The organism is Clavibacter sp. VKM Ac-2873, assembly GCF_015351075.1.
GTDB lineage: Bacteria > Actinomycetota > Actinomycetes > Actinomycetales > Microbacteriaceae > Clavibacter.
The window spans coordinates 1,516,472-1,528,875 of record NZ_JADKRS010000001.1 but is presented as its reverse complement, the minus strand read 5'-3'; the positions used below and the strand labels follow the sequence as shown (position 1 = coordinate 1,528,875).

Sequence of the window (12,404 nt, the reverse complement as noted above, 5' to 3'; positions counted from 1 at the left end):
GTGCAGCTCGAGGACTTCGGCGGCGAGATCACCTGCATGTTCATGGGCAAGGCGTACCAGGAGTTCGCGCCGGCCCTCATCAGCGACGGGATCGTGGTCATCCGCGGCCGCGTGTCCATGCGCGACGACGGCATGAACATCCACGCCTTCAGCGTGATGACGCCCGAGGTGGGGCAGGCCAGGGGCTCAGGGCCCTTGGTTGTCAGCATCGCGGAGCATAGCGCCACGACGGTCACCGTCCAGTCCCTTAAAGAAATCCTGAGACGTCACTCTGGTGACGACGAGGTGCGACTGCAGCTCATCAAGGGCGAAACGGCCCGCATCTTTGGGTTGCCGATGAAGGTGGCCTTGGGAGCCGACTTGTTCGGAGAGCTCAAGACTCTCCTCGGACCGGGGTGTCTCCGCTGATCTCCACGACAGTGCGGCCGGGCACCTACTCGGTCACCCGGTGGAGCCCTTGCCTCATGCTGTCCTCCCAGTTTTTTCCATCGAATTCGACGTATTCCACCTCCGCGTCCTCGGGGAGCTGCACGCATCGGGCGTTAACGCTGAAGAAGCCGACCGGATGGGATCGCGGGCGGTAGAACGGCATGATGCCGCAGACAGCGCAGAATGTGTGATCGGCGATCTTGTTGCCGAATCTGTACGGCTTCAGGTGCGAGTCTCCGGACCGGAGCATGAAGCGGTCCTCGGGCAACATGAGCTCCTGGTGCCCGGACTTGAAGCAGATTCCGCAGTTGCAGAGGGTGACCTTCAGGCTCCGGGTCAGCGCCACGGAGAACTGAACGGCGCCGCAGTGACAGTTGCCGTCGCGCCATACGAGGCGAGGGGGCTGGAGTTCCTCCGAAGCCATGTGAGCCTTCCCGCGCTGCACCTGTTTCTGCATGCGTCGAATAGTTTGTCGGTGATGTCGTTGTGTGCCGAATGGCGTTCCGACCTCGAGGGTGGTGCTACTTGCAGTAGCGTATGTCGCGCCCGCGGGATGCCGATTGGGCAATCCACAGTCCGTCCACGAGGATGCTTCCCATCGCGTGCAACGAGGTGCCGCTCAGGCGGCCCAGATAGAGAGTCAAAGCCATGGATCGTCAGAACGCCATTGACGAGCTCGTCGCCCTCAGGGGCGAGTATCTGCGTGATCGGGCCATCTTCGTCCCTGGTGGCCGGCTCATCCCGATCTTGAGGGCACTGGGTGCCCAGGAATCCGACTTCGCCGCGCTCCGGCAGACCAGCGAAGGCCTCGTCGGGGACCCCACGCTGCCGTTCAGGCGGACAAGGAATGGGCGGTTCGCCTTCGATCTCGCCAATTCCAGGATCAAGCGCCTGGAGCCGCAGCCTTTCGTCCTCTCGGCGGCAGAGGATTTCATCAGGCATGACTCCGGCAAGCCCCGCGTCTTCGATCCGATAGGCCTCGAGCTGCAGGACAACACGGTCATGCAGGCGCTCCTCAGGTTCAAGTGCCTCATCGTGAGGGACACGCGCGTGGAGCCCCGGCCTCACTTCGACTACGACCACGACCTGTGGATATGCACCTTGTTCAACATCCGCACGGTCACCGTTCCGCGACTCAGGGGGGAGCCCTCCCTCGAAGGGGTGCACAGCGATGGAGTGGATCACACGATGACCACGTTCTTGGGCAGCGAGAACATCACGACGGCCAGTGGAGTGACTTACATGCACGACATGACCGAGACCACGGGGATCCCCTGGGAGCAGGCTGATCCCCAGCGCGTCCGCGGGAGCGTGCGGCACCAGGAATTCCTGGACACGCTGGTCCTCGTGGATCACGAACGGAAGCACAGCGTCTCATCCGTCTACGCGGAAGACCCGGATGCGGTCGCGAAGCGCGACATGCTGATCTTCTTCACCCGCAAGCCCGTGGTCGCCGGTCACGTGTCGAAGCCCTTCGATTCGACGCGCGAGCACGACGAGGAACCCCTGTCGCTCCAGATCCCGGTCGATCTGACTGAGCCCTCCCTGCCACGGGAGGCCAAGTGGGAGTCCGCGCCGACGGGCCCGGTGCCGACAGCGCTGCGATGAGGCAGCCCCGCCCGGGGGTTCCTCAAGTGGCCGTGCAGGAGATCTCGGTGATGAGACGCCTGGGGCATCTCAAATGGACGCATCCCGCGACCGAGATCGGTCTATCGGTCGCCGAGATGGATTTCATGACGTCGCCTACGGTGTCCCAGGCCATCCTCTCGGCGGTGACGGGCGGCCAGCTCGGCTATCCATCCGAGACCATCGAGGCCGGGCTCAAGACGGCGACTGCGTTATGGCTGGCGGAAAACTACGGGTGGCATGTCTCCGCTCAGGACGTGCAGCTAGTGCCCGACGTCGTGCGGGCATATCACGTCGCTATCGAGCGATTCTGCGCCGCGGGCGCAGATGTCATCGTGCCGGTTCCTGCCTACCCCGCGTTCCTGTCCGTCCCGAGGATGCTGGGTAGGCGCGTCATCACGACACGGTTGGACCTCGACGGGAACCGATACGCAATGGACATGAGCAGTCTCGAGCAGGCCTTGAAGGGCGGCGATCGCCTGCTCGTGCTGTGCAATCCCGGGAACCCGACGGGAACCGTGTTCACCCGCGAGGAGCTGCTCGCCATCTCCGAGCTGGTGGAACAGTACGGCGCGCGGGTGTTCTCCGACGAGATCCATGCCCCGCTCGTTCTGTACGGCAGTCACACCCCGTACGCGAGCGTTTCGGCAGCTGCCGCGAGTCACTGTCTCACTGCGGTGTCCGCATCCAAGGCGTGGAACATCGCCGGGTTGAAGTGCGCCCAGGTCATCGTGTCGAACGGCCCGGACCGTGATACCTGGAAGTCGCTCAACCGTCTTTGGACCGACGGGGCCTCCACGCTCGGGATGATCGCCGCCACGGCGGCCTACTGCGAGGGGGGCGAGTGGCTCGACGACGTCAAGCGATTGCTCCGCGGGAACCGCACGCGTCTCGAGGAACTATTGGTGCAGCATCTCCCCGGCGTGGAATACCACCCGTCGGACGCGACGTACTTCGCGTGGCTGGGGTTCGGGAATGTCGACGGCGTGCCTTCTCTCCCGGCCAGGCACTTCCGCGAGCGCGTGGGCGTGGACGTTGTGGAAGGCCGTGAATTCGACGGAAGCGGCGCCGATTTCGTGCGCCTCAACTTCGCGACGTCGCGAGCGAACATCGAGTCCGGGGTGGCGCGAATCGCGAGATCGCTCCGCTAGGCGCCCTGGTCGGTGCCGTGATTCCGATTGGCTTTCACGGGCGCGGCGGTCCGCCCGGGGAGGTGGAGATCGCAGTCGGATGGAGCGCATGGAGCGCGCCTCTCCAGCCGGTGGTCGCGGCACCGCACATGCCGGCTCAGCCGGCTCAGCCGATGCTGCCGATGCGCACCGTCACGGCCGCGCGCGCGGCGGCCGCGGCGCCCATCGCCTCGGCGAGGCGCGCGCGGATGGCGTCGACCGCGGCGCGCGCCGTGTCGCTCGCGCGGCTCGACGCATCCACCGCGATGGACGCCTGCACGAGCACGGTGCCCTCGCCGGTCTCGACGGTGACCAGCTGCTCGGTCGCCGTGGAGGATCCCGCGACGACGCCCTCCACTACCTGCTGGGCGGCGAGCAGGATCGGCGAGCGGGGAGCGTAGACGTCGGCCACGCCCGCGACGTCGCGGAGGACCGCGGTCAGGTCGCGCGACAGGTCGGCGGGCGCGGGGAGCGGCACGGGGACGGGTGCGGGCACGGCGGCCGGGGCGTCATCGTCGCGGGTCATCTCCGGCCTCCTCCTGCACGGGACGCGGCTGCACGTCCACCACGGTCACGTCGATGCCCTCGACGCGCAGCTCGGTGTGCCGGAGCAGGGCCGCGTGCACCCGCTCGCGCACGCGCTGCGCGATGTCGGGCAGCGGCTCCCCCCACACGACGCTGAGCGTGAGCGCCACCCGCACGGGCTCGCCGGCGCGCGTGACGTCGCCGTCGAGCGTGCACCGGCCGACGAGGACGCCCGGCACCTCGTCGCCGGCCTGGCGGACGAGGGTCCGCACGGCGCCCTCGGTCAGCGCGAGGCTCACCGCCGGATCCGGGTGGGACAGCGGGATGTCGCGGCCGGCGCGCGACTCGCGGCTGATGTGCGCGAGCACGCCGCGGAAGAAGTCGTCGCCGGGCGCGTCCTGCTCCTCCGCCTCGACCTCCACGAGCTCGCGGCCGAGGTCGCGCACGCGCTCGAGGGCGCGCAGCGCGTTGCGGGTCTCGGGGTCGTCCTCGTAGGCCGCGATGCGCGGGGTGCGCCCGTGGTCGAGGTAGTCGGCGAGGGCGGCCATGTCGAGGGGCTCGCCGTCGGCGTCGACCGCGGGGGCGGGATCGCCCGGTCCGGTGCCGCTCATCGCCACGCCTCCATGCTCGTCATCACGGTGGTGCGCGCCCGGGACAGGCGGCCGCGCACGGTCGAGGGCGTCGCGCCCAGCTTCTCGGCGATCTCCTCGTACGAGAAGCCTCCCACCTCGCGCAGCATCCACACCTCGCGCTGCTCGCGGGGCAGGGCATCGAGCACCTCCGCCAGGGCGCGCATCTGCGACGACGTCTCGGCGTCGCGCTCGGGGGAGGTGAGCCGGTCGGCGATCTCGTGGTCGTCGATGTCGTCGGCAGGGCGGCGGGCGCGGATCCGGTCGATGGACTTGCGGCTGACGATCTGCAGCAGCCAGCTCTTCACGCGGTCGGGCTTCTCGAGCGTCGGCAGCCGGTCCCACGCGGTGATGAGCGCCTCCTGCACGGCGTCGTCAGCGTCGGCGCGGGACCCGGTGAGGCGGATCGCGAACGCGCGCATGTAGGGGGCGTGCCGCCGGACGAGCACCTCGAAGGCCCGGGCGTCGCCGTCGGCGGCGCGCGCGGCGAGGATGCCGTCGCCCGCGTCCTGCAGCGAGGAGGAGAGGGCCATGCCGTACCTCCGTGTGCGCCGGGGACGAGGCGGATCCGGGAGCGATCCGTGACGGATCGCGCCGTCCGCGCGTCTCCCCCATGATTACCACAGCACCGCCCGGACGACCGGGCGACCACGAGGAGGGATCCCATGAGCGACCAGGACACCAGCACCCCCGCCGACATCACCCGCGTGACGCCCACGAGCGGCGCCGTCACGGGGAGCGTCCTCGCCGAGGGGGACACCACGGTGACGGACGGCGTCATCGCCAAGGTCGCCGGCCTCGCGGTCCGCGATGTCCCGGGCGTCCACGCGCTGGGCGGCGGCGCGGCCCGCGTCATCGGCCAGCTCCGCGACCGCATCGGCCAGACCGACCTCACGCAGGGCATCGCCGTCGACGTCCAGGAGGCGGGCGTCGCGTTCGAGGTGACCCTCGTCGCCGAGTACGGCGTGCCGCTCCACGACATCTCGGCCGACGTGCGCGCCGCGATCTCCGAGGCCGTGACCCAGCTCGTGGGCCGCCCGGTGACGCGCGTCGACGTCACGATCGCCGACATCGTGCTGCCCGGCGAGGGATCAGACGCCGACGCCGAGGCGCCCGCCGCCTGACCCGCCTCCGCGCCACCGCGCCACCGCGCCACCGCGCCACCCGACGGGCCGCCCGCCCGCCCTCGCGACGGGCGGCCCGTGGTGACGTCCGCAGGCCGCACGCCGTCCATGTCGCGCCGCCGCCGCCGTCCTCGCAGATCGCGGGCGTACCGTCGGGGGATGACCGACGCCACCGCTGCCGTGCCCGCCTCCGCTCCCGCGTCCGACGGGCCGCCCCGCGTGGCGCTCCTCGGCACCGGCGTGATGGGGGCCGGCATGAGCCGCTCGATCCTCCGCGCGGGCCTGCCGCTCACCGTCTGGAACCGCAGCGCCGAGAAGGCGGCGCCCCTCGCCGACGTGGGCGCGACCGTCGCCGTCGGCGCCGCGGAGGCCGTGCGCGACGCCGACGTCGTCGTCGTGATGCTGTTCGACCAGGACGCGGTGCTCGAGGTCCTCGCCGAGGTCGCGCCCGCGCTCCGCCCCGACGCCGTGCTGCTCCAGTCCTCCACCGTCGGCGTCGAGGGCACCCGCCGGATCGCCGCGCTCGCCGCCGAGCACGGCATCCGCTTCGTGGACGCGCCCGTCCTCGGCACGCGCGGCCCCGCCGAGCAGGGCCTCCTCGTGCACCTCGTCTCCGGATCCGAGGCCGACCTCGCCGTCGCCCGCCCCGTCCTCGAGGCGACCGGCTCGCGCACCGTGGTCGCCGGACGCGACGCGGGACCGGGATCCGCCCTCAAGCTCGCCTGCAACGCGTGGATCGCCTCCATCACCGCGGCCACCGGCCAGTCGCTCGGCCTCGCGCGGCTGCTCGGCGTCGAGCCGCGCCTCTTCCTCGACGCGATCGCGGGCGGCGCCGCCGACACCCCGTACGCGCACCTCAAGGGCGGCGCGATGCTGACCGGCGCCCTCGCGCCGTCGTTCGCGCTCGACGGACTGCTCAAGGACGTGACGCTCATGCTCGCGGCGCTCGACGGGGCCGACGCGCACGACTTCGACACGGCGATGCTCGAGGCGCTCCGCGAGACGTACGCGGAGGCGTCCGCGGCCGGCCACGGCGGCGACGACGTGGCCGCGGTCGGCACGGTCTTCGGCCTGCCGACCTCGTCCGACGCCTGACCGGGTCCGGGCCCCGCCCGCCCGTCGCACCGGGCGGCGCGGTTCCCCGCCCGTAGGATCGGCTGCGTGACGACCTCCGACGCGCGCCAGCAGCTCATCGACCACATCAAGCGGGACGCCGTCTTCCACGGCGACTTCACGCTGACGAGCGGCAAGAAGGCCAGCTACTACGTCGACCTCCGCCGTGTCAGCCTCGACCACCGCGTCGCACCGCTCATCGGCCAGGTCATGCTCGACCTCATCGCCGACGTGCCCGACGTCGCCGCGGTCGGCGGGCTGACGATGGGCGCGGATCCCATCGCCGCCGCGATCCTGCACCAGGGCGCCGCGGTTGGTCGCGGCTACGACGCGTTCGTCGTCCGCAAGGAGCCCAAGGACCACGGCCGCGGCCGCCAGGTCGAGGGACCGGACCTGCAGGGCAAGCGCGTCATCGTCGTCGAGGACACCTCCACCACCGGCGGATCCCCGCTGAAGGCCATCGAGGCGCTCGAGAAGGTGGGCGCGGAGATCGCCGCGGTCGCCGTGGTCGTCGACCGCTCGACCGACGCCCGCGAGGTGATCGAGGCCGCCGGCCACCGCTATCTCTACGCGATCGGCCTCGAGGACCTGGGGCTCGCCTAGTGAGCGGGGCGCCCGGCGGCGGCACCGGATCCGGTCGCGACGACGACGACCCGTTCGCGGTCCGTCCCGCGACCGACGCCGACCGCGAGCGCCCCGCGCAGCCCCTCGCGCCGATCGGCTGGGGTCGGCCTGCCTCCCGTGAGGCCGCGCCCGCGCCCGCGGAGGAAGACGCGACCGACGCCGACGCCGCGGACGACGGCGTGGATCCCGCGCCCGTCGACCCGGCGCCATCCGCCGACGGCGACATCCTCGCGGGGATCGTGCCGCTCGACCCGACCACGGACGACGCGCGCGTCGCCCCGCTCGACCAGGTGGATCCCGGCACGGACGCGCACGACCCCGAGGCCGACGTCAACGCCCCGGCCCCCGAGCCCGGCATCGCGGCGGCCCCGGTCGACGCGGGCGACGTGGAGCTCCCCGGCGAGCCCGACCCCGGGTACGTGCCCGCGCGCGCGGACGACGCGCCGGGCGAGGTGCTGATGGGCGACGTGCTGGCCGGCGAGGTGCTCGCCGGCGAGGTCGAGGCGGATCCCGCGCCGGTCGACGACGCGCCCGCCGAGCTCGTGCTCGAACCGGTCGACGACGAAGACGACGCCGGGGACGACGTGGCCGTGCCGGTCGTGGCCTCGGACGCGCCGGTGGTCGACGCCGAGCTCGTCGAGGCCCCCGCCGACGAGGTGGTGGAGCCCGACGACGTGGACGGATCCGTGCAGCTCACGCCGCTCCGCGACGAGCGGATGGACGAGGACGCGGGGGTCGTGGACGACCCCGCCGGCCCGCCCGATCCCGAGGCGGAGCCCGCGCCGCTCGGGGCGGATGCGTCGCCCGATGCCGAGCATGACGACGAGGATGCGCCACCTGCGCCGCTCGCCCCCGCGGCTGCCGCGGCACGCGCGGCCGCGATGGCGTGGGCATCGGGAGCCCCCGCGGCTGCCGCCGTGCCCGCTGCCGCTGCGCCCGCTGCGCCCGCTGCGCCCGCTGCGCCGCCTGATGCTGCGCCGCCCGCGGATCGCCCCGAGACCGCGCCGGAGCCGGAGGCAGCCGTGTCCGCGTCGCCGTCGGATCCCGACGACGCACCCCAGCACGACGCCGAGCCGCGCGACGAGGTCGCGCCGGCCGACGCGGGAGCCGAGCCCGTCGCCGATCCGGTCGCCCCCGCGCCGTCGGACGCCCCCACCGCCGAGCCCACGGACGCCATCGCCCTCCTCTTCGGCGACGTCGCGCCGGATCCGGCGGACGGGCCCGTCCACGACAGCGACGCCGCGGATCCCGACGCCGATGCCCGGCCCGACGCCCCCGCGCGCGCCGACGACCCCACGCGCGTCCTCCCGGTGGCGGCCGCGGCGGCCGCCGCCGGTGCCACCGCCGCGCACCCCGACCGCGACGCCCCCACGGCAGCCGTCCCGGCCGCCTCCCCGCGTCCCCTGCCGGTCCCGCCGCCGTACACGGCCCCGCCCCCGCCCCGCCCGCCCGCGCCCCGCGCCCCCGTCCTCGACACCGCCCGGATCCCCGCTCCGCCCGCCGCCGCACCGCCGCGCGCACCCCGCGGCCCGCGTCGCACCGGCCTCTGGGTCGGCGGCGCCATCCTCCTGGTGCTGCTCCTCGTCGGCCTCTTCTACCTGGGCCAGCGGCTCGGGGCGGGCGCCGCGCCCGACGCCACCCCCCTCGCCACGGCGACGCCCGAGGCCACGCCGACCCCGTCGCCCACCCCCACGGATCCGGTGCAGGGTCCGGCCGCCGCGGGCACGCAGGCCTGGGACGCGCTGCTCGGCGGCGAGTGCATCGACCCGTACACGACGCCGTGGGAGGAGGAGTTCACGGTCGTCGACTGCGCCTCCGAGCACCACGCGCAGATGGTCGCCCGGGTCGCGCTGCCGCAGACGGGTGATGCGTTCCCCGGCGAGGAGGCCGTGCGCGACTCCGCCGACGAGCTCTGCATCGCCGACACCGTGATCGACTACGCGGCGGCCCGCGCCTACTCCGACGTGCAGTACCAGTCGGCGTACCCCATCACGCAGGACGAGTGGACCGCGGGCGACCGCGATGTCTACTGCTTCGTCTCGCGCGCCGGCGGCGGCACCTTCACGAACAGCATCGGCAAGCCGCAGCCTCCCGTCGTCCCCTAGTCCGCGGCGCCGGGCGCCTGGGGACCGCCGACCAGCCGCGCCCCGCTCCCGTCCTATCCTCGACACCCCGTGCGCGCCACCCGCGCGCGGATCCAGGGGGCGGAGGACCGGTGACCTCACGCGTCCAGCCCGACGACCGCGCGTTCCTCCTCCTGTGGGGCGCGCAGGCCGTCTCCTCCCTCGGCGCGAGCGCCGCGTCGTTCGCGCTCACGCTGCAGGTCTTCGGCGAGACGGGCAACGCGCTGGCGCTGTCGGCGCTCACGGTGGTGTCCACCGTCGCCTCCATCTACCTGGCCCCGCTCACGGGCTGGGCCGCCGGCGTGATCAGAGCTCGGACTCGACCGGCTCCGGATCCAGCAGCTCGGTGACGCCCGAGAGCACCTCGTCCGGCCGGAACGGGTAGCGCTCGATCTCGGCGCGGTCGCTGATGCCCGTGAGCACGAGCACCGTGTGCAGGCCCGCCTCGATGCCCGCGATGATGTCGGTGTCCATGCGGTCGCCGATCATGCCGGTGCTCTCGGAGTGCGCGCCGATCTTGTTGAGCGCCGAGCGGAACATCATCGGGTTGGGCTTGCCGACGATGTACGGCTCCTTGCCCGTGGCCTTCGAGATGAGCGCGAGCACCGCGCCCGTCGCGGGCAGCACGCCCTCCGCGCTCGGGCCGGTCGCGTCGGGGTTCGTCGCGATGTAGCGCGCGCCGCCGTTGATGAGGCGGATCGCCCGCGTGATCGCCTCGAACGAGTAGTTGCGGGTCTCGCCGATGACCACGAAGTCGGGCTTCGTGTCGGTCATGATGAAGCCCGCCTCGTGCAAAGCGGTCGTGAGGCCGGCCTCGCCGATGACGAACGCGGATCCGCCGGGCATCTGCTGCTCGAGGAACGCGGCGGTCGCGAGCGCGGAGGTCCAGATCGACTCCTCGGGCACGTGCAGGCCGGACGCGCGGAGCCGGGCGGAGAGGTCGCGCGGCGTGAAGATGCTGTTGTTGGTGAGCACGAGGAAGGGCTTGCCCTGGTCCTGCCACTGCTGGATGAGGGCCGCCGCACCGGGCAGGGCCTGGTTCTCGTGCACGAGCACGCCGTCCATGTCGGTGAGCCAGCAGTCCATCTCGTCGCGCGTCGCCATGGGGTTCCCTCTCGTCGTGGCACGAGGCTACCGCCGGGGGATGCGCGGCGGCCGGGCCCGGGGAGCGGCGTCACCCGATGTCCGCCGGGCGGCAGCCGCGGTGTCGGCCGGCCCCCGTAGGGTCGGGCCATGCACGCACTGCCTCCCGGATCCCTGCGCCTCCTCCACCTCAGCGACACCCACCTCCTCCGCGACGGCGGACTGCACCAGGGGGTCGTCGACACGGGCGCCGCCCTCGACCGCGTCCTCGTCGAGGCCGACCGCGTCCCCGAGGTGCGGCTCCTCGTCGGCTCGGGCGACCTGTCGGAGGACGGCACCCCCGAGTCGTACGCGCTCCTGCGGGAGCGGCTCGTGCCGTGGACGTCGTCGCGCGGCGCCGCGCTGGTGCTCACGCCCGGCAACCACGACGTGCGCTCGGCCTTCCGGCTCGTGCTCGGCGACGGGCACGGCGGCCCGGGGGTGGACGACGGCCGGGATCCTGCGGCCGTGCCGCCCATCGACGGCGTGACCCACGTGGACGGCTGGCGCGTCGTCACCCTCGACAGCTCCGTGCCCGGCAAGGGCTACGGCGCGCTCCGCGAGCAGCAGCTCGACGGACTCCGCGAGCTGCTCGCGACCCCGGCCGAGCGCGGCACGGTGCTCGTGCTGCACCACCCGCCGGTGCCCGCGCCCACGACGCTGCACGAGTCCCTCGCGCTGCAGGGGCCGGAGCGGCTGGCGGAGATCGTGCGCGGCAGCGACGTGCGGGTGATCCTCTCGGGGCACTACCACCACCACATCGTCGGGTCGCTCGCGGGCGTGCCCGTGCTGGTCGCGCCGGGCGTCGCGAACGAGACGGACGTGGCGGCGGAACCCGGCACGGAGCGCATCGTGCGCGGATCCGGGTTCCTCGTGGTCGACGTGCGGCCGGACGGCGGCGTCACCTCGGTCGTGGTGCGGGCGCACGCGGAGGACGACGGCGACGAGGTCGCGCTGCTCGACGCGGACCTGGTGCGGCGGATCGCGGCGGAGTCGGGCGCTCCCGCCATCCCGTGACCGCCGGGCATGAGGAGAGGCGGCGACCCGTGGGTTGCCGCCTCTCCTGGCGCTGCTGGTCTGGCTCTACTTGAAGACGTCCTTGACGTCCTCGCCGGCCTTCTTGGCGGACGCGGCGGCCTGGTCCTTCTGGCCCTCGGCCTTGAGGCTGTCGTCGCCCTTGTGCTCGCCGAGCGCCTCCTTGGCCTTGCCCGCGATGTCCTGAGCAGCGTTCTTGATCTTGTCGTCGAGACCCATGATCTCCTCCTCACTGAGGCCACCGGGTGCGGCCCACGATGTGGACTGTAGGACGGACGGCTCCTGGGCGCCTGACAGACGGCGGATGCGTGTCCACTGAGCGAAACGCGAGGGGGCATGGCCGTCCGGCCCGGTTCGGGCAAGGGCCTTCCGCCGGGCCCCGCACCGCCCCTAGGCTCCCTGACCGTGATCCTCTTCGGGCTGCTCCCCCTCCTCGTCGCCGTGTGCGCGCTCGTCGACCTCATCACGCGTCCGGACGACCAGGTCAAGCACCTGCCGAAGCTCGTCTGGATCCTGCTCATCGTCTTCCTGCCGCTCATCGGCAGCATCGTGTGGTTCTGCGTCGGCCACGACTGGGATGCGCGGCGCGAGCCCGTCGGCCCGCCCGACCGCAGCGCCGCCTACGAGCGCGCGGCCGTCGCGGTCGACCAGCGGGTCCGCAGCACCGAGCAGCAGCTCGCCGACCTCGAGGAGGAGGAGCGGCACTACGCCCGGATCGCGCGGATGCGGCAGCTCCAGGCCGAGCAGGCTGTGCAGGCCGCGCGTGCCGCGGGACCGGCGCGCTCGCCCCGGGCCATCGAGCCGGGCTCCTCCCCCGAGAGGTAGTCCTCCCCAGGTCGCGCGCCGCGGATCCCTCCCTCCGCGAGCCGCCGCCGGACGCCGCGG

The 12,404-nt window shown here is 72.8% G+C and carries 16 protein-coding genes; 10 read left to right on the top strand and 6 right to left on the bottom strand.

Annotated features, from left to right (window positions below; genetic code table 11):
* A partial coding sequence (locus ITJ44_RS07140) for an OB-fold nucleic acid binding domain-containing protein (RefSeq protein WP_370551636.1) occupies positions 1-408 on the top strand: 408 nt, incomplete at its 5' end.
* Between the two features lie 25 nt (positions 409-433).
* Here ITJ44_RS07140 and ITJ44_RS07135 read toward each other — a convergent pair.
* Entirely contained in the window at positions 434-886 is a 453-nt protein-coding gene (locus tag ITJ44_RS07135; protein ID WP_228494512.1) for a GFA family protein, read from the bottom strand.
* Positions 887-1,077: 191 nt separating this feature from the next.
* Between ITJ44_RS07135 and ITJ44_RS07130 the strand changes: the two genes are divergently transcribed.
* Both ITJ44_RS07130 and ITJ44_RS07125 read left to right on the top strand, forming a co-directional pair.
* Complete coding sequence (locus ITJ44_RS07130) at positions 1,078-2,037, top strand: 2OG-Fe dioxygenase family protein (RefSeq protein WP_194633993.1); 960 nt, start codon at positions 1,078-1,080, stop codon at positions 2,035-2,037.
* Positions 2,038-2,063: 26 nt separating this feature from the next.
* Complete coding sequence (locus ITJ44_RS07125) at positions 2,064-3,206, top strand: aminotransferase class I/II-fold pyridoxal phosphate-dependent enzyme (RefSeq protein WP_194633992.1); 1,143 nt, start codon at positions 2,064-2,066, stop codon at positions 3,204-3,206.
* 145 nt (positions 3,207-3,351) lie between these two features.
* On the opposite strand, the gene ITJ44_RS07120 is transcribed toward ITJ44_RS07125, so the two are convergent.
* Genes ITJ44_RS07120 through ITJ44_RS07110 form a run of 3 tightly spaced genes read right to left on the bottom strand, consistent with a single transcriptional unit; the run spans position 3,352 to position 4,911 of the window.
* The gene (locus ITJ44_RS07120) at positions 3,352-3,750 is read right to left on the bottom strand and encodes a hypothetical protein (protein ID WP_194633991.1); all 399 of its coding nucleotides are present in this window, start codon (positions 3,748-3,750) and stop codon (positions 3,352-3,354) included.
* A complete protein-coding gene (locus ITJ44_RS07115; RefSeq protein WP_194633990.1) occupies positions 3,734-4,360 on the bottom strand; it encodes an Asp23/Gls24 family envelope stress response protein in 627 nt (208 codons plus the stop codon). The genes ITJ44_RS07120 and ITJ44_RS07115 overlap by 17 nt, the downstream gene beginning before the upstream one ends.
* Positions 4,357-4,911 (bottom strand): RNA polymerase sigma factor, encoded by a 555-nt coding sequence (locus ITJ44_RS07110; protein WP_194633989.1) that lies wholly within the window; start codon positions 4,909-4,911, stop codon positions 4,357-4,359. The genes ITJ44_RS07115 and ITJ44_RS07110 overlap by 4 nt, the downstream gene beginning before the upstream one ends.
* Before the next feature lie 132 nt (positions 4,912-5,043).
* Here ITJ44_RS07110 and ITJ44_RS07105 point away from each other — a divergent pair, with 132 nt between their 5' ends.
* The 5 genes from ITJ44_RS07105 to ITJ44_RS07085 all read left to right on the top strand — a co-directional run bounded on the left by ITJ44_RS07105 (position 5,044) and on the right by ITJ44_RS07085 (position 9,712).
* Positions 5,044-5,502: an Asp23/Gls24 family envelope stress response protein gene (locus ITJ44_RS07105; protein WP_194633988.1), complete on the top strand. Its 459-nt coding sequence runs from the start codon at positions 5,044-5,046 to the stop codon at positions 5,500-5,502.
* A gap of 159 nt (positions 5,503-5,661) precedes the next feature.
* On the top strand, positions 5,662-6,597 hold the full coding sequence (locus tag ITJ44_RS07100) for an NAD(P)-dependent oxidoreductase (RefSeq protein ID WP_228494511.1): 936 nt from the start codon (positions 5,662-5,664) through the stop codon (positions 6,595-6,597).
* A gap of 66 nt (positions 6,598-6,663) precedes the next feature.
* On the top strand, positions 6,664-7,218 hold the full coding sequence (gene pyrE, locus ITJ44_RS07095) for an orotate phosphoribosyltransferase (protein ID WP_015489215.1): 555 nt from the start codon (positions 6,664-6,666) through the stop codon (positions 7,216-7,218).
* Positions 7,218-9,344, top strand: a complete 2,127-nt coding sequence (locus tag ITJ44_RS16140; protein WP_194633987.1) for a septum formation family protein — start codon at positions 7,218-7,220, stop codon at positions 9,342-9,344. Before pyrE ends, ITJ44_RS16140 begins: the two co-directional genes overlap by 1 nt.
* Positions 9,345-9,454: 110 nt before the next feature.
* Positions 9,455-9,712, top strand: coding sequence for a hypothetical protein (locus tag ITJ44_RS07085; protein WP_228494510.1), 258 nt, complete (start codon positions 9,455-9,457; stop codon positions 9,710-9,712).
* Here ITJ44_RS07085 and ITJ44_RS07080 read toward each other — a convergent pair.
* On the bottom strand, positions 9,669-10,466 hold the full coding sequence (locus tag ITJ44_RS07080; protein ID WP_011931704.1) for an HAD-IIA family hydrolase: 798 nt from the start codon (positions 10,464-10,466) through the stop codon (positions 9,669-9,671). The two genes, ITJ44_RS07085 and ITJ44_RS07080, sit on opposite strands and share 44 nt — an antisense overlap.
* A 129-nt stretch (positions 10,467-10,595) precedes the next feature.
* On the opposite strand from ITJ44_RS07080, the gene ITJ44_RS07075 reads away from it, so the two are divergent.
* The gene (locus tag ITJ44_RS07075; protein WP_194633986.1) at positions 10,596-11,501 is read left to right on the top strand and encodes a metallophosphoesterase; all 906 of its coding nucleotides are present in this window, start codon (positions 10,596-10,598) and stop codon (positions 11,499-11,501) included.
* 66 nt (positions 11,502-11,567) lie between these two features.
* Here ITJ44_RS07075 and ITJ44_RS07070 read toward each other — a convergent pair whose 3' ends face one another.
* Entirely contained in the window at positions 11,568-11,738 is a 171-nt protein-coding gene (locus ITJ44_RS07070; RefSeq protein ID WP_194633985.1) for a CsbD family protein, read from the bottom strand.
* A gap of 186 nt (positions 11,739-11,924) precedes the next feature.
* On the opposite strand from ITJ44_RS07070, the gene ITJ44_RS07065 reads away from it, so the two are divergent.
* A complete protein-coding gene (locus ITJ44_RS07065; protein ID WP_194633984.1) occupies positions 11,925-12,344 on the top strand; it encodes a PLD nuclease N-terminal domain-containing protein in 420 nt (139 codons plus the stop codon).
* Positions 12,345-12,404 lie beyond the last annotated feature (60 nt).